This window comes from Allobosea sp. OAE752, from assembly GCF_050433265.1.
In the GTDB taxonomy this organism is placed as follows: Bacteria; Pseudomonadota; Alphaproteobacteria; order Rhizobiales; family Beijerinckiaceae; genus Allobosea; species Allobosea spartocytisi.
In genome coordinates, this window is the sequence record NZ_JBNPXO010000001.1 from 339,848 (window position 1) to 354,976 (window position 15,129).

The 15,129-nt window shown below is 68.6% G+C and carries 12 protein-coding genes; 11 read left to right on the plus strand and 1 reads right to left on the minus strand.

The window, feature by feature from the left end:
- Nucleotides 1-18: 18 nt before the first annotated feature.
- The 5 genes from GGC47_RS01590 to GGC47_RS01610 all read left to right on the plus strand — a co-directional run bounded on the left by GGC47_RS01590 (nucleotide 19) and on the right by GGC47_RS01610 (nucleotide 6,227).
- Nucleotides 19-807, plus strand: a complete 789-nt coding sequence (locus GGC47_RS01590; protein WP_142020333.1) for a transporter substrate-binding domain-containing protein — start codon at nucleotides 19-21, stop codon at nucleotides 805-807.
- 64 nt (nucleotides 808-871) lie between these two features.
- Complete coding sequence (gene rpiB / locus GGC47_RS01595) at nucleotides 872-1,318, plus strand: ribose 5-phosphate isomerase B (RefSeq protein WP_113252181.1); 447 nt, start codon at nucleotides 872-874, stop codon at nucleotides 1,316-1,318.
- Between the two features lie 243 nt (nucleotides 1,319-1,561).
- On the plus strand, nucleotides 1,562-4,279 hold the full coding sequence (locus tag GGC47_RS01600) for a caspase family protein (RefSeq protein ID WP_142020332.1): 2,718 nt from the start codon (nucleotides 1,562-1,564) through the stop codon (nucleotides 4,277-4,279).
- A gap of 479 nt (nucleotides 4,280-4,758) precedes the next feature.
- Complete coding sequence (locus tag GGC47_RS01605) at nucleotides 4,759-5,016, plus strand: acyl carrier protein (RefSeq protein ID WP_112763476.1); 258 nt, start codon at nucleotides 4,759-4,761, stop codon at nucleotides 5,014-5,016.
- Nucleotides 5,013-6,227, plus strand: coding sequence for a beta-ketoacyl-[acyl-carrier-protein] synthase family protein (locus GGC47_RS01610; protein ID WP_142020331.1), 1,215 nt, complete (start codon nucleotides 5,013-5,015; stop codon nucleotides 6,225-6,227). The genes GGC47_RS01605 and GGC47_RS01610 overlap by 4 nt, the downstream gene beginning before the upstream one ends.
- Before the next feature lie 19 nt (nucleotides 6,228-6,246).
- Here GGC47_RS01610 and GGC47_RS01615 read toward each other — a convergent pair whose 3' ends face one another.
- Nucleotides 6,247-6,864, minus strand: coding sequence for a ParB-like protein (locus GGC47_RS01615; RefSeq protein WP_142020330.1), 618 nt, complete (start codon nucleotides 6,862-6,864; stop codon nucleotides 6,247-6,249).
- Between the two features lie 138 nt (nucleotides 6,865-7,002).
- On the opposite strand from GGC47_RS01615, the gene GGC47_RS01620 reads away from it, so the two are divergent.
- The 6 genes from GGC47_RS01620 (at nucleotide 7,003) to ntrB (ending at nucleotide 15,128) form a co-directional block, all read left to right on the plus strand.
- Nucleotides 7,003-7,587, plus strand: coding sequence for an ANTAR domain-containing response regulator (locus tag GGC47_RS01620; protein ID WP_038361565.1), 585 nt, complete (start codon nucleotides 7,003-7,005; stop codon nucleotides 7,585-7,587).
- Complete coding sequence (locus tag GGC47_RS01625; RefSeq protein ID WP_142020329.1) at nucleotides 7,584-8,657, plus strand: CmpA/NrtA family ABC transporter substrate-binding protein; 1,074 nt, start codon at nucleotides 7,584-7,586, stop codon at nucleotides 8,655-8,657. Before GGC47_RS01620 ends, GGC47_RS01625 begins: the two co-directional genes overlap by 4 nt.
- A gap of 287 nt (nucleotides 8,658-8,944) precedes the next feature.
- On the plus strand, nucleotides 8,945-10,273 hold the full coding sequence (locus GGC47_RS01630) for a CmpA/NrtA family ABC transporter substrate-binding protein (RefSeq protein ID WP_370953942.1): 1,329 nt from the start codon (nucleotides 8,945-8,947) through the stop codon (nucleotides 10,271-10,273).
- 3 nt (nucleotides 10,274-10,276) lie between these two features.
- Complete coding sequence (locus GGC47_RS01635; RefSeq protein WP_142020328.1) at nucleotides 10,277-11,491, plus strand: NAD(P)/FAD-dependent oxidoreductase; 1,215 nt, start codon at nucleotides 10,277-10,279, stop codon at nucleotides 11,489-11,491.
- Nucleotides 11,491-14,178 carry a nitrate reductase gene (locus GGC47_RS01640; protein ID WP_142020327.1) on the plus strand — a complete coding sequence of 896 codons (2,688 nt, stop codon included), beginning with the start codon at nucleotides 11,491-11,493 and terminating at the stop codon, nucleotides 14,176-14,178. The genes GGC47_RS01635 and GGC47_RS01640 overlap by 1 nt, the downstream gene beginning before the upstream one ends.
- Before the next feature lie 41 nt (nucleotides 14,179-14,219).
- Entirely contained in the window at nucleotides 14,220-15,128 is a 909-nt protein-coding gene (gene ntrB, locus GGC47_RS01645; protein ID WP_142020326.1) for a nitrate ABC transporter permease, read from the plus strand.
- The last annotated feature ends 1 nt before the right edge of the window (nucleotide 15,129 follow it).

Consider the following 15,129-nt stretch of genomic DNA (forward strand, 5'->3'; position numbering starts at 1 on the left):
GAAGGGAAGGAACCAAGGATGAAACGCTCTCTCACGCTTGCCCTGCTGGCGACGACGGCCCTGGCCTGCGCCGGCCAGGCCGCCCGCGCCGACCTGCTCGACGACATCATGAAGGCCGGGAAGATCCGCATCGCGACCGATCTCGCGATCCCGCCATCGGGCATGATCGACGGAGCCATGAAGCCGACCGGCTCGGATGTCGAGACCGCCGAGCTTCTCGCCAAGGATTGGGGCCTTCAGCTCGAATTCGTTCAGACCACGGGCGCGACCCGCATCCCCAACGTCCAGACCAACAAGGCCGACATCATCATCTCGACACTGTCGGTCACGCCCGAGCGCGCCAAGGTCATCGACTTCTCAAAACCCTATGCCGCGCTGCAATCGGTGGTGGGCTGCCTGAAATCGGTCGAGGCGAAGAGCTGGGACGATCTGAAAGGCAAGACGATCGCGGTCTCGCGCGGCACCACGCAGGACACGACGCTGACCAACATGAAGGAGCGCGACCTCAAGCTCGCCCGCTACGAGGACGATGCGACGATGGTCACGGCGGCCGTCTCCGGCCAGGCCGATTGCGTCGCGAGCTCGGCGACGATCGTCTCGCAGATCGGCGTCAAGGCGCCGGCGCGGCCCTTCGAGCCCAAGGTCTCGATCACCAATTTCGACCTCGCCATCGGTGTGAAGAAGGGCGAGCCGAAGCTGATCGAGAGGCTCGACGCCTGGGTCGAGCAGAACCTCAAGAACGGCAAGCTCAACGCGATCTACAGGAAGTTCCACGGCACCGACCTGCCCGCGAACATGCGCGGCTGATCCCTACCGAGCCGGCGCTCGCCATGGGCGCCGGCCTTTCGCTCCAACCACCACAGGATATCCCATGCGCCTCGTCATCGGCTCCGACCATGCCGGCTGGTCCCTCAAGCAGCACGTCATCGACCACATCACATCGCTGGGCCACGAGGTCGTCGATGTCGGCTCCCACGACGACCAGCCGGTCGATTTCCCCGACATCGCCCGCGAGGTCGCCCGCAAGGTCACGTCCGGCGAGGCCGAGCGCGGCATCATGGTCTGCGGCACCGGCGTCGGCGCCTCGATCGCCGCCAACAAGATGAAGGGCATCCGGGCGGCCGTCTGCCACGACATCCATTCCGCCCATCAGAGCGTCGAGCATGACGACGTCAACGTGATGTGCATCGGCGCCAAGATCGTCGGCCCCTGGCTCGCCAGCGACCTGATCTCGTCCTATCTCGCCGCCGAATTCTCGACCGACGCGGATTTCCGCCGCCGCGTCGAGAAGCTCCACCAGATGGATGCCGAAGGCTGAGACCGGATCCGGGAGCGAAACGATCCCGGTTTCCGGCTCCACGGACAGCGATCTGACGGCGCGGGCCGCCGGCATCGGCGCCTCTTTTCTTGCGGCCGGCCCGCCCGCTCCGGATCCGGCCGGATCGCTCCGGGCCGAGCCCGATCGACCCGAAAAAGCCGCCGGGCTGCCACGTTTCATTCAAATACCGTTCAGCCTGATGGGCACAGCCTCGTTTACGGCGATCTTTCGCGGGAGGCTCCCATGTCACTATGGCGCATCGTTTGCGGCCTGTTTTGCGCAGCCGCTCTGCTGGGCGGCCCGCCCGCGCACGCGCAGTCGTCGGAAAAGCGAATCGCGCTGGTCATCGGCAACGGCGCCTATCCGGACGGCGCGCTGGCGACGCCGGCCAACGATGCCGGCCTGATCGCGCAGACGCTGCAGGCCGCCGGCTTCGATGTGGTCGGGGCGCGCGACCTCGACACCGCGACCCTGCGCTCCTCCCTGCGCGAGTTCCTCGACAAGGCAGCGGCATCGGGCCCCGATACCGTCGCCTTCGTCTACTATGCCGGCCACGGGCTTCAGTTCGAGGGCGAGAACTATCTCGTTCCCGTCGATGCCCGCATCGCACGCGACGCCGACGTGCCGCTCGCCGCCATCCGCCTGACCGATCTCGTCAGGCCGCTGGCGACGCTGCCGCTGAAGGCGCGGATCGTCGTGCTCGATGCCGCGCGCGCCAATCCGTTCGCCCGCTCGGGCCAGCCGCTGGCGGGGGGCCTCGCGCTGATGCAGCCCGATCCCGGCTCGCTGATCGCCTTCAATGCCGCCCCCGGCACGATCGCACCCGAAGGCAAGGACTACAGCGCCTACGCCACGGCGCTGTCGGAGATGATCAAGCAGGGCGGCCTGCCGCTCGACGATCTGTTCGAGCGCGTGCGCCTGCGCACCAGCGAACTGACGGGCGGCGCCGAGGTGCCCTGGCAGGCCTCGAAGGTGCAGGTGCCTTTCCTGTTCTTCGAGCGCACCAACGCCGCGCCGCCGGACCAGAACCGCTTCGTCGAGCTTCGCGACAAGCCGATCCGGGGTTTCGACGCGCGCGACGCCTATCTTGCCGCGCTGACCCGCGACACCATGCGCGGCTATCAGGACTTCCTGGCCGCCTATCCGGGCGATCCGCTGGCGAAGCGCGTGCGCGCCATCCTGGCCGCCCGGCGCGAGGCCATCGTCTGGCGCGAAAGCGCCGTCGCCGACACCCCGGAGGCCTACTGGTCCTATCTCGGGCGTTATCCGCGCGGCCCCCATGCCGGCGACGCGCGTCGTCGGCTGGCCCATTTCGCCGTCGCCTACGAGCCTCCGGCGTCGTTTGCCGCCCTCTCCTACGACGTGCCCCCGCCCCCGCCCGACGAGATCGTCTATGTCGAGCGGCCGGTGGTCTATTTCGCCGATCCGGTCTACGAGCTGCCGCCCCCGCCACCGGTGCCGGTCGTCTTCCTGCCGCCGCGGCCCGTCTTCTATGTCGATCTGGCGCCCCCGCCGCCGCCCGTCGCCGAGTTCGTGCTGCCGATCCCCATCTATCATCCGGTGCCGCTCTGGGTGGAACGCCCGTCCTATGTCGTCCCGCCGCCGGTCAATGTCGTCAACGTCAACATCCATAACACCGTGGTGGTGAACCCGGCCTCGCAGAGCGTGGTGGTGACGAGCCCGCAGGGCCAGTCCCTGCCTCCCCTACCGCCTACGGTGACGGGCGGCGCCTCGGCAGCGGCGCCGCCAGCAGGGGGACCGGCGCCGGCTCCCGCCTCGGGCCTCCAGCAAATGATCCAGGCGCATCCGGTCGCTTCCGCCGCGATCGCGGCAACCGCCGCCGCGCTGCCGGCCGCCGCCCTGTTGCGCGCCCGGCAACAGCAGGCGCAGCCTCCGCACGCCGCGGCGCCGGCCGCGACGGGGCCCCAGCCCGGAGCGCCGCAGGGCTCGCCCGCCACCATCGGCCAGCCACGTCCCGGCCAGCCACCCGCTGGCGGCCCCGCGCCTTCGGCCGCGGCTCCCGCCGGTGCAAAGCCTTTGCCGGCGCCGGGTGCCTTGCCCGCCGCTCCCGGCAACACGGCCCCGGCGCAGCATCTCGCCACACCGCCGCAGACGCCTCAGACGGGTCGCCCCGGCGCGCCGCCGGTTGCGACGGCCCCGCAGACCGCGCCCTCGCAGGCTCCGGCCGGCGCGAAGCCTCTGCCGGCGCCGGGTGCCTTGCCCGCCGCTCCCGGCAATACGGCCCCGGCGCAGCATCTCGCCACACCGCCGCAGACACCTCAAACGGGTCGCCCGGGCACGCCGCCGGTTGCCACGGCTCCGGCCGGTGCAAAGCCCCTGCCCGCGCCGGCCGCCCTGCCCGCCGCTCCCGGCAACACGGCCCCGGCGCAGCATCTCGCCGCACCGCCGCAGACGCCTCAGACGGGTCGCCCGGGCACGCCGCCGCTTGCGACAGCCCCACGGACCGCGCCCCAGCCTGCCCAAATTCCGCAGACGAATGCGGCCGACGCGGCGCAGCGTGCGGCGGCGCAGCAGGCCGAGCGCCAACGCGCCCAGCAGGCCGCCACCGTCCAAGCGCAGCAACAGCGCGCGGCGCAAGCTGCCCAGCAGAGGGCGATGCAAGCGCAGCAGCAACAGCGTGCCGCACAGGCGCAGCAACAGCAGCGGGCCATGCAAGCCCAGCAGCAGGCTCAGCAAAGAGCCGCCGCGCAGGCCTCGCAGCTTCAGCAGCAGCGCGCGGCGCAAGCGGCTCAGCAAAGGGCGATGCAAGCTCAGCAGCAACAGCAACAGCGTGCTGCGCAGGCCGCCCAGCAGCGGGCCGCGCAAATGCAGCAGCGAGCTGCGATGCAGGCCCAGCAACGCGCCCAGATGATGGCCCGGCCGCGGGCACCGCAGCCTGCCCATGGTCCGCAGCCCCAGCACCGGCCGCCCTGCGAGCCCGGCAAGCCGCAATGCCGGTGAGGGGTACGCCGGGTCCCGAAATCGATGCGCGGCGGCCCTCGCCGCGCAGAATCCGAGGGAACCATCAAATCTTGGTGCTCCCGACACGGAATGTCGGAAGCATCATCCGCGATACGGATCACTCCGGATAAAGCATCAAAGCAGCCATTCGGGATTTCCCATCGATATCAAGGGACAAGCCGGTCGAACAGGAGAGCCCCCGCGCCGCTCGCGCCGGCAGGACGGTTGGCACGGAACCTGCCCTACGCGCTGCAACCCGTGACGTGCGAGGTGCGGCGCCCTTGCTTCGGCGAGCGACGCTCCTTGCCCCGTATCGGCCACGAAACCGTATCGAGTCAGACGAGCGCATTTTCAAGCGAGGCGGACACCGGTTCGCGTGAAGAAAATGCGAGAAAACAAAGAGGTAGAGCAATTCGGCGGCGCTTGAAAACGCGGAATTCCTCTAGCCCCCAGCATCATGGGCAGTCGCAGGTTCGGGAATGAACATACTCAAGGTCGTGCAAGAGATCGTGGCTGGACAGATCAGCCGCGATCCCGCGGAGATCACTGAAAAGACCAGCCTCGAAGAGGCCGGATACGATTCTCTCGACGTGCTCGAAACGATCTTCGCAATCGAAGAGCGCTTCAAGATCCGCGTCCCCTTCGATGCCAACGACCCCAGGGTCAAGGAGCTGAGGACGGTCGGAGACATCGCCCGCATCGTCGAGTCGGCCCTGGGCGAGAAAGCGCCGGCGTGACACGGAGACGCGTTGCGATCACCGGCCTCGGCGCGATTTCGCCGGCCGGGCCGACCATGCCAAGGACCTGGGAACGCATCGTGGCCGGGGACAGCGCCATCGGGCCGCTGGTGCTGCCGCAGATGGACGAGCTTCCCTGCCCGATCGCCGCCCAGATCCATGACTTCGACCCCGACGCCCATTTCACCGCGAAGCGGCTGGGGTCACTCGACCGGATGTCCCAGTTCGCCGTCGTGGCGGCGCGCGAAGCGGTCACCGATGCGGGGCTGGAGCCGGACGACGCGGCGCTCGCCCAGGCGGATGTCGTCGTCGGTGTCAGCGTCGGCGGCATGACCACGCTGGACGACAGCTTCCAGCGCCTTTACCGCGAGCAGCGGCGCTCGGTTCACCCGCTCACGATTCCGAAGCTGATGGCCAACGCGCCGGCGAGCCAGATCTCGATGGATCTCGGCCTGCACGGCAACACCTTCGCCGTGGCGAGCGCCTGCGCATCGGGAACGCACGCCATCGGCCTGGCCTACCGCGCCGTCCTCCATGGCGATTGCGACATCGCGATCACGGGCGGCTCGGAAGCCTCGATCACGCCCGGCACGATGACCGGCTGGAGCGCGCTGCGCATTCTCTCACGCGACACCTGCCGGCCGTTCTCGCGCAACCGCAGCGGGCTGGTGCTCGGCGAAGGCAGCGCCATCCTCGTCCTCGAGGAATGGGAGCATGCCGTCGCCCGCAAGGCACGCATCTATGCCGAGCTGGTCGGCTTCGGCGCCAATGCCGATGCCGGCGACCTGACCTCCCCCGACCAAGCGGGGGCCGAAGGGGCGATGCGGCGCGCCCTGGCGAGCGCCGGGCTCGATCCGACGGCTATCGACTACATCAACGCGCATGGCACCGGCACGCTGATCAACGACGTCGTCGAGAGCCGGGCCATTCGCGCGGTCTTTCCGAACGGGAAGCTGCCCCCGGTCTCCTCGATCAAGGGCGTTCTCGGCCATTGCCTGGGCGCGGCCGGGGCGTTCGAGGCGCTGGCCACGGCGCTCGCGCTGCACCACCAGATCGTTCCCCCGACGGCCAATTGCTCGGAGCCCGACGCGGAGTGCGGGCTCGACGTCGTCCCGGAGGGCGCGCGGCAGGCGGTGCTGCGCCATGCGCTGTCGAATTCCTTCGCCTTCGGCGGCCTCAACGCGGTGCTGGCGTTCGGCCGCGGCGCGTGAACGCCCAAGCGGCGGCAGGCTAATCCTTGACCGGTCCGCACCAGCCGGCGAGGTAGCTGGCTTCCTGGCCTTTGGCCAGTTTCAGCGCCTTCTTGAGCGCCTTCTCGAAATCCGCATCGACGAGCTCGCGCCCGATGCGTCTGCGCAGAAAATCCGCCCAGAGGAACTCGGAGTAAGGGGTGACGTCCTTGGCGAAGCCCCCGAGGCGGCGCAATTCGCCGGCCAGGGAGCGATAGGGATCGTCCTCGAGCTTCTCGATGCGCTTCGGCATCAATTCGATGCTACGGCGGCGGCCTTCGCTGTCATAGGGGTGAGCCCAGTTCCGGTGCTCGCAGACGACCCAGAAGGCCGCCGTCGAGAGCCATGAGACATCGGCGATGACGCTGACGAAAACCTGCTTCTGACCCTCGTCGTGCAGGGCCCGGACGAGATGATGGTGATCGATGATGTAGAGGCGCGCCTTGGGCCCCTTGATCGCCGGGACCATGTGGCTGCCGAGGAACCCCTCGGCGCGGCCGCCCTCCCGCTCCCGCCAGCTCTGGCGCTTGGCCTCGACCTCCCGGAGGCCCACCGTCATCTGCGTGGGGCGAAGATCGGCGATCGGAACGGAATGGAGGACGGGTTCCCGCAGTGACATGACCTTGCTCCAAAGCCGCCGCGGCAACATTCTCGACGGATATGCTGCAATGTCGAGAGCCAAGCCGGCCCGCCAGCCGCACTGGCACGATTCCTGATAGGGCGACGCCGGATCACTCGATGGGAACGACTGAAAGGCATGGTGCCCACTCTGCGCATCCTCATCGTCGACGCGAACCAGGTCAGGGCCGCCATCATCGAGGAAGGCCTGCGGGAAGCGGGCTACCAGCACCTGATCCGCATCGCTGCGACCACGGGGCTGGTCGCCGCCATCGAGGCCCATGATCCCGACGTCGTGGTGATCGACCTCGAGGATCCCAGCCGCGACGCGCTGGCCGACATGTTCCTCGTCAGCCGGCATATCCGCCGGCCGATCACCATGTTCGTCGACCAGTCGGATTCCGCCTCGATCGAGGCCGCGGTCGAGGCCGGCGTCTCCGCCTATATCGTCGACGGGCTGAAGAAGGAGCGGATGCAGCCGATCCTGCAGACCTGCATCAGCCGCTTCAATGCCTTCCGCCGGCTGCGCGAGGAGCTCGACGAGGCCCGCTCGCAGCTGGAGGACCGCAAGACGATCGACCGCGCCAAGGCCATCGTCATGCGGCTGAAGGGCCTCTCCGAGGAAGAGGCCTACGCGCTGATGCGCCGCACCGCGATGAACGAGAAGCGCAAGCTCGTCGATATCGCCCGCTCCCTCATCACCGCCGCGGAGATGCTCAAATGACGACGCTGCACCTGCGTGTCGGCTTCATGCCGCTGGTCGATTGCGCGCTGGTCGTGCTGGCGAAGGACGAGGGCTTCGCCGAGGCCGAAGGGCTCAATCTCGAACTGGTGCGGGAGGTCTCCTGGTCGAATCTGCGCGACAAGCTGAATGTGCGCTTGTTCGACGCCGCCCATATGCTCGGCCCCGCGGCAATCGCCGCGACGCTGGGGATCGGCGGGGTGAAGGCCCCGATGGCGGTGCCGATGGCGCTCAATCGCGACGGCGCCGCGATCACGGTCTCGGTTCGGCGCTTCGAGGAATTGTCGCGCCTGGCCGAGGGCGATATGGCCGATACGGCCGTCTCGGCCCGCGCCCTCGCGGCCATGGTCGCGCGCCGCAAGGCCGCCGGGCTGCCGCCTTTGACGCTGGCCGCCGTCTTCGGCTTCTCGATGCATATCTACCTGCTTTGCGAATGGCTGGAGAAGGGCGGGCTCAGGCTCGGCGAGGATATCCGCTTCGAGGTCGTCCCGCCGCCCCAGACCGTCGAGGCCCTCGCCAGCGGACGGATCGACGGCTTCTGCGCCGGCGCGCCCTGGAATTCGGCGGCCGTGGCGGCCGGCGTCGGCGCGATGGTGCATGCCAGCGTCGACCTGCGGCGCGACTGCCACGACAAGGTCCTGGCCTGGCGCGCCGACGACGTGCACAGGCGCCCGGCCGCCGTTGCGAAGCTCGGCGCTGCGATCCTCAAGGCCAGCGCCTGGGCCTGCCGGCCCGAGAATTTCACCCGCATGGCGCATCACCTCTCGGCCCCGGACCGGCTCGCGCTGCCCGCCCCGCTGATCGAGCGCATCCTGCATGGCGAGCTGATCCAGGGCGCCGAACGGCCGCCCAGGCTGATCGAGCGCTTCATCCGCTTCGACCAGGAGGCGCTGCGGCCCGAGCCTGATGATGCCGATTGGGTCCTGGCCGGGATGGAGCGCGCCGGCCAGATCGTCGCGACGCCGCAGATGCGGGAGATCGCCGCCGGCGTCTTCCTCCCCGCCTCTTTTGAAGGCATTCTTTCCACAAGCAAAGTTTCGCCTAAAAAATAGGCTCTTGCGCTTCCATTGTGCGACGCAACAAGGCAATTGCGCCGCCGTCCGCATCTCCCCGAATTCGCAAACTGTTGCAATTCAAAGCCGGCCCCATGGCGGAACGGTTGGCACGATCCTTGATACGTCTGCCGTGACGCGGCCAACGCTGCCCGCGCCACCCCCGATCCGGAAGACACAGCAACGTCGCTGTCGAAATGCGCCTGGCAAGGCGTCTTTCGCGCGGCGTTTTTCGCGTTCGGGGCCAGCTCCAGGGCAAGCGGTTTTCAGCAACCGAGAGGCGATCGATGACGCAGAGCTCCAAGACCAGGATCGGGATGACCGCATTGGCGCCGGCAGGTGCCAGCCGTCGCCGCTTTCTGCAACTGTCCGGCACGGCCGCGCTGCTGGCGGCGGCGAAGACCGCCCTGCCGTCGGGCGCCTTCGCGCAAGGGACTGGGCCCGAAGTCAAGGGCACGCGCCTCGGCTACATCGCCCTGACCGACGCCTCGCCGCTGATCATCGCGAAGGAGAAGGGCCTCTTCGCCAAATACGGCCTGCCCGACATGGACATCGCCAAGCAGGCCTCCTGGGGTGCGACGCGCGACAACATGGCGCTTGGCTTCAAGGCGAACGGCATCGATGGGGCGCACATCCTCTCGCCCAAGCCGTATCTCTACACCACCGGCAAGGTCATGCAGAACAGCCAGCCGCTGCCGATGTACACGCTGATGCGGCTGAACGAGGACTGCCAGGGCCTGTCGGTCTCCAACGAATACAAGGAACTGCCGGTCGGAACCGATTCCTCCGCGCTGAAGGAGGCCTTCGCCAAGAAGCGCGCGGCCGGCAAGGAGGTGAAGGTCGCCATGACCTTCCCTGGCGGCACGCACGACCTGTGGATCCGCTATTGGCTCGCCGCCGGCGGCATCGACCCCGACAATGACCTCGCGACCATCGTCGTGCCGCCGGCCCAGATGGTGGCGAACATGAAGGTCGGCACCATGGACTGCTTCTGCGTCGGCGAGCCGTGGAACGAGCAGCTCGTCAACCAGGACATCGGCTTTACCGCCGCCACCACCGGCGAGATCTGGTTCAAGCATCCCGAGAAGGCGCTGGGCATGCGCGCCGACTTCGTCGACGCCAATCCCAAGGCCACGCAGGCCATCATGCTAGCCACGATGGAAGCCCAGATTTGGTGCGAGAAGATGGAGAACAAGCAGGAGATGGCCGAGATCATCGGCCGTCGCCAATGGTTCAACGTGCCGGTGCCGGACATCATCGGCCGCATCAAGGGCGACATCAATTACGGCCGCGGCAAGGTCGCCAAGGGCACAAACCTGCTGATGAAGTTCTGGGGCGAAGGCGGCTCGGTCTCCTATCCCTGGAAGAGCCTCGATACCTGGTTCGTCACCGAGAACATCCGCTGGGGCAAGTTCGAGGCGAACACTGACATCAAGACGCTGGTCAACAAGGTCAATCGCTCCGATCTCTGGCTGGAGGCCGCCAAGACGCTCGGCGTCGCAGGCGCCCCGACCTCGGATTCGCGTGGCGTCGAGACCTTCTTCGACGGCATGAAGTTCGATCCTGCGGCGCCGATGGACTACCTCAAGGCGCTGAAGATCAAGCGGATCGCCTGACGCATGGCCGAGCCGCTGATCATCGTCGGCAATGGCATGGCCGCGACGCGGCTGGTTGACGAGCTCAGCCAGCACGCGCTCGGGCGCTATTCCATCGCGGTGATCGGGGACGAGCCGCGCCTCGCCTATAACCGCGTCCTGCTCTCGCCGCTGCTGGCGGGCGAGATCGGCGAGCCAGAGATCGAGCTCAAGCCGGCCCCCTGGTGGCGGGCGCGCGGCATCTCGACCTTCTACGGCCGGCCGGCCCAGACCATCGACCGCGCCGCGCGGAGGGTGACCCTCAGTGACGGGCTGACGCTGCCCTATGGCAAGCTCGTGCTCGCGACCGGCTCGACGCCGCTCAGGCCGCCCTTCCCCGGCAGCGATCTCGCCGGCGTCGCGACCTTCCGCGACACCGCCGATGTCGGCGCGATGCGGGCCTATGCCCAGCGCGGCGCCCGGATCGTGGTCATCGGCGGCGGCTTGCTGGGACTGGAAGCCGCCTATGGCCTTTCCCGAGCGGGCGGTGCGGTGACGCTGCTGCATCTGGTCGACCGCCTGATGGAACGCCAGCTCGACCATGAAGGCGCAGGATTGCTTGCGGCAGCGATGGCCGCGCGCGGCATCGATGTGCGACTGGGAGCAGAGACGAAAGGTTTCGTGGGCCGCGACCATGTCGAGGCTGTCATGCTGACCGACGGCATCGAGATTCCCGCCGATCTCGTGGTCATCGCCATCGGCGTGCGCCCGAATACCGGCCTCGCGCGGGCTGCTGGCTTGAGCGTCGGGCGCGGCATCCTGGTCGATGACGGGCTCGCCACCGACGATCCCGCCATCTTCGCCATCGGCGAATGCGCCGAGCATCGCGGCCTCGCCTATGGGCTGGTCGAGCCGGCCTATGAACAGGCGCGCGTGCTGGCCGCCCGGCTCGCCGGGCGGGAGGGCGCCTATCAGGGCTCGCTGCTCGCGACCAATCTCAAGGTCTCTGGCGTCGGCGTCTTCTCTGCCGGCGAGTTCGAGGCCGGTGACGGCGCCGAGACCGTCGTGCTGCGCGATCCCAGCGCCGGCATCTATCGCAAATTCGTGCTGCGCGACGGGCGCCTCGCCGGCTGCGTGCTCGTCGGCGACACGCAAGGCGCGCTGTTCTATCTCGGGCTGATCCGCTCGGGCCAGGACATCAGCGCGATCCGCGCCGACCTGCCTTTCGGCGAGAGCTACTGCGTCAGGGAAGCCGCCTGATGCGCCATGACGCCCCCCTCGCCCCGGCTGCGACGCGCACGACCTGTCCCTATTGCGGGGTCGGCTGCGGCGTGCTGGCGACGCCGGACGGGATCGGCGGGGCCGCGATCGCGGGCGATGCGGATCATCCGGCCAATCGGGGGCGACTCTGCTCCAAGGGCTCGGCGCTCGGCGAGACGCTGGGACTGGGCAGCCGGGTGCTCCATCCGCTGAAGCGCAACGCCGCCGGGAGCTATGACAGGATCGGCTGGGGCGAGGCGCTCGACGCCGTCGCCAACGGGCTGCGGAGCATCGCCGCAGCGCAGGGGCCCGAGGCGATCGCCTTCTACCTCTCCGGCCAGCTCCTGACCGAGGATTATTACGTCGCCAACAAGCTGATGAAGGGCTTCATCGGCTCGCCCCATGTCGACACCAATTCGCGGCTGTGCATGTCCTCGACCGTCGCGGCGCAGCGTCGGGTCTTCGGCTCGGACACGGTGCCCGGCGCCTATGAGGATTTCGACGGGGCCGACCTGATCGTCCTCGTCGGCTCGAACACGGCTTGGTGTCACCCGGTCCTGTTCCGGCGGATGCAGGACAATCGTCAAGGGCGCGGCGCGCGCCTCGTCGTACTCGATCCGCGCGTCACCGCGACGGCGGAGGACGCCGACATGGTGCTGGCGCTGAGGCCCGGTTCCGACGCAGCACTCTTCGCGGGGCTGCTTGTCCATCTCGCCGGGCGCGGCCTCGTCGACCGCAGCTATGTCGCGCGCCATGTCGCCGGCTTTGAGGAGACACTCGCCAATGCGTGCGAGATCGCCCCCGACATCGCCGCGGTTTCCGCCACCACCGACCTGCCCACCGAGCAGATTGCGGCCTTCTACGAGCTTTGGGCCAGCACACCGCATGTCGTGACGGCCTGGAGCCAGGGCGTCAACCAATCGGCGCAAGGCACGGACAAGGTCTCCGCAATCCTGAACTGTCATCTCGCGACGGGGCGGATCGGACGGCCCGGCTGCGGTCCCTTCTCGCTCACCGGTCAGCCGAATGCGATGGGCGGACGCGAGGTCGGCGGGCTCGCCAACATGCTGGCCGCCCATATGGGTTACGCTCCCGAGGACATCGACCGCGTGCGCCGCTTCTGGCAGGCGCCGAACATCGCCCGCCGCGAGGGGCTGAAGGCCGTCCAGATGCTGGACGCGGTCGCTGAGCGCCGAATCCGGGCGATGTGGGTGATGGCGACGAACCCCGCCGCCTCTCTCCCGGAGGCCGACAAGGTTCGCGCCGCGCTCGCCGGCCTCGACCTCTTCGTCGTCTCCGAGAACGTGCTCTCGAACGATACGGTCGCGGCGAAACCGCACTACATCCTGCCGGCCGCCGCCTGGGGCGAGAAGGACGGCACCGTCACCAATTCCGAGCGGCGGATCTCGCGCCAGCGCGCCTTCCTGCCGCTGCCGGGCGAGGTGAAGCCGGATTGGTGGATCGTCTGCGAGGTGGCGAAGCGTCTCGGCTTCGGCGCCGCCTTCACTTACACCGGCGCGCACGACATCTATGCCGAGCACGCGGCGCTGTCGGCCTTCGAGAACGATGGCAGGCGCGATTTCGACATCGGCGCCCATGCCCGCCTCGACAAGGCCGCCTATGACAGGCTGCGGCCGGTGCAGTGGCCGGTACCGGAGCGGCAGCGCGAGGGCACCGCGCGGCTCTTCGCCGATGGCGGCTTTTTCGGCCCCGAGCGCCGCGCGCAGATGCGCCCGCTCGCCGCGCCGAAGCTCGCCTCGGACACCGACGGCACCTTCCCGCTGCTGCTCAACACGGGCCGCGTCCGCGACCACTGGCACACGATGACGCGGACCGGGCTCAGCCCCCGGCTCAGCGCCCATATCGCCGAGCCTTCGGTTTCCGCGAATCCGGCCGACATCGCGCGTTTCGGGCTGATCGAGGGCGGCTTCGCACGGCTCGCCAGCGCCCATGGCAGCGCTGTACTCAAGGTCTCGGCCGATGAGGGCGTGGCCCAGGGCTCGCTGTTCGCGCCGATCCACTGGTCCGGAGAAACCGCCTCCGACGCGCGCATCGGAGCGCTGGCGCAGCCGCTCTGCGACCCCTTTTCCGGCCAGCCCGAAATGAAGGCGACGCCGGTTTCGATCGCGCCGGTCGCCTATCGCTTCGAGGGCTTCGTCCTGTCGCGCGAGCCCTTCGCGCTGCCTGCAGAAAGCTGGTGGGCACGGCTCGCGGTGCAGGGCGGCGAAGGCCGGCTCTTCGCCACCGACTCGGCCATCGATGCCTTGGCGGCGCTGATGCGCGAACGCTTCGGCGGTCATGAGATGACCGAGCTGATCGACCGCGACGGCGGCAGCTATCGCTGCGCCGTGCTCCGCGAAGGCCGGCTCGCGGCCGCCCTCTTCCTCGCACCGGCGGGCCGCGCCCCGCTCTGGGATACGGTCAAGGCCGTCTTTGCCGATCCCGCCGCGACCGTGGAGAGCCGGCTCGCCCTGCTGTCCGGACGCAGCCCCGACGGGAGCGATCCCGGTCCGACCGTCTGCGCCTGCTTCGGCGTGGGCCTGAACGCCATCCGCGCCGCCTTCGAGGCCGGCGCGACGACGGCCAAGGAGATCGGCCTGCAACTCAAGGCGGGCACCAATTGCGGCTCCTGCCTTCCCGAAATCCGTCGCATCGGGGCGCGGCCACGCGCCAGCGAGGCGGCATGACGCATGCGACGCAAGAGCTCGGTCAGAGGAGAGACTGGAACATGGGTCAGCCTGTCTTGAAGGACACGATCGCGGGCGCGACAGTCGTCACCCTTCCCGGCAAGCCGCCGGAGGTCGTGTCGCTGCCGGCCGCGACGTCGAAGCCGCTGGGGGCGAAGCTCGCGGGCTGGGCGAAGGCAGCGATGGTCAATCTGCTGCCGCCGCTGATCACGGTGGCGCTGATCCTGCTGTTCTGGCAGCTCGCCGCGCATGGACCGCAATCCTCCCTGCCGACGCCCACCAAGATCTGGGAAGAGGCGAAGGACCTGATCGTCGAACCGTTCTACTGGGCGGGCTCGCAGGATATCGGGCTGGGCTGGCGCATCCTGGTCTCGCTGCAGCGCGTCGCCATCGGCTTCAGCCTGGCGGCCGTGGTCGGCGTGCTGCTCGGCGCGCTGGTCGGCCAGTCGATCTGGGCGATGCGCGGGCTCGACCCGGTCTTCCAGGTGCTGCGCACGGTGCCGCCGCTCGCCTGGCTGCCGCTCTCGCTCGCCGCCTTCCGCGACAGCCAGCCCTCGGCGATCTTCGTGATCTTCATCACCGCGATCTGGCCGATCATCATCAACACGGCCGTCGGCATCCGCAATATTCCGCAGGATTATCGCAATGTCGCGAAGGTGCTGCGGCTGAACCAGATCGAGTTCTTCTTCAAGATCATGGTGCCTTCGGCCGCGCCCTACATCTTCACCGGCCTGAGGATCGGCGTCGGTCTGTCCTGGCTCGCCATTGTCGCCGCCGAAATGCTGACCGGCGGCGTCGGCATCGGCTTCTTTATCTGGGATGCGTGGAACTCCTCCCGCCTCTCCGACATCATCGTGGCGCTGGTCTATATCGGCGTGGTCGGCTTCTTGCTGGACCGCCTCGTCGCCCTTCTCGGCCATGTCGTCACCCGCGGCACCGCGACCCATTGAG

What these genes read in the sequence shown, in the direction of transcription:
- GGC47_RS01640 (WP_142020327.1), top strand. Translation starts at nt 11,491, where the DNA reads ATGCGCCATGACGCCCCCCTCGCCCCGGCTGCGACGCGCACGACCTGT.
- rpiB (WP_113252181.1), top strand. Translation starts at nt 872, where the DNA reads ATGCGCCTCGTCATCGGCTCCGACCATGCCGGCTGGTCCCTCAAGCAG.
- GGC47_RS01615 (WP_142020330.1), bottom strand. Translation starts at nt 6,864, where the DNA reads ATGTCACTGCGGGAACCCGTCCTCCATTCCGTTCCGATCGCCGATCTT.
- GGC47_RS01590 (WP_142020333.1), top strand. Translation starts at nt 19, where the DNA reads ATGAAACGCTCTCTCACGCTTGCCCTGCTGGCGACGACGGCCCTGGCC.
- GGC47_RS01605 (WP_112763476.1), top strand. Translation starts at nt 4,759, where the DNA reads ATGAACATACTCAAGGTCGTGCAAGAGATCGTGGCTGGACAGATCAGC.
- GGC47_RS01630 (WP_370953942.1), top strand. Translation starts at nt 8,945, where the DNA reads ATGACGCAGAGCTCCAAGACCAGGATCGGGATGACCGCATTGGCGCCG.
- GGC47_RS01625 (WP_142020329.1), top strand. Translation starts at nt 7,584, where the DNA reads ATGACGACGCTGCACCTGCGTGTCGGCTTCATGCCGCTGGTCGATTGC.
- GGC47_RS01620 (WP_038361565.1), top strand. Translation starts at nt 7,003, where the DNA reads ATGGTGCCCACTCTGCGCATCCTCATCGTCGACGCGAACCAGGTCAGG.
- GGC47_RS01635 (WP_142020328.1), top strand. Translation starts at nt 10,277, where the DNA reads ATGGCCGAGCCGCTGATCATCGTCGGCAATGGCATGGCCGCGACGCGG.
- ntrB (WP_142020326.1), top strand. Translation starts at nt 14,220, where the DNA reads ATGGGTCAGCCTGTCTTGAAGGACACGATCGCGGGCGCGACAGTCGTC.
- GGC47_RS01600 (WP_142020332.1), top strand. Translation starts at nt 1,562, where the DNA reads ATGTCACTATGGCGCATCGTTTGCGGCCTGTTTTGCGCAGCCGCTCTG.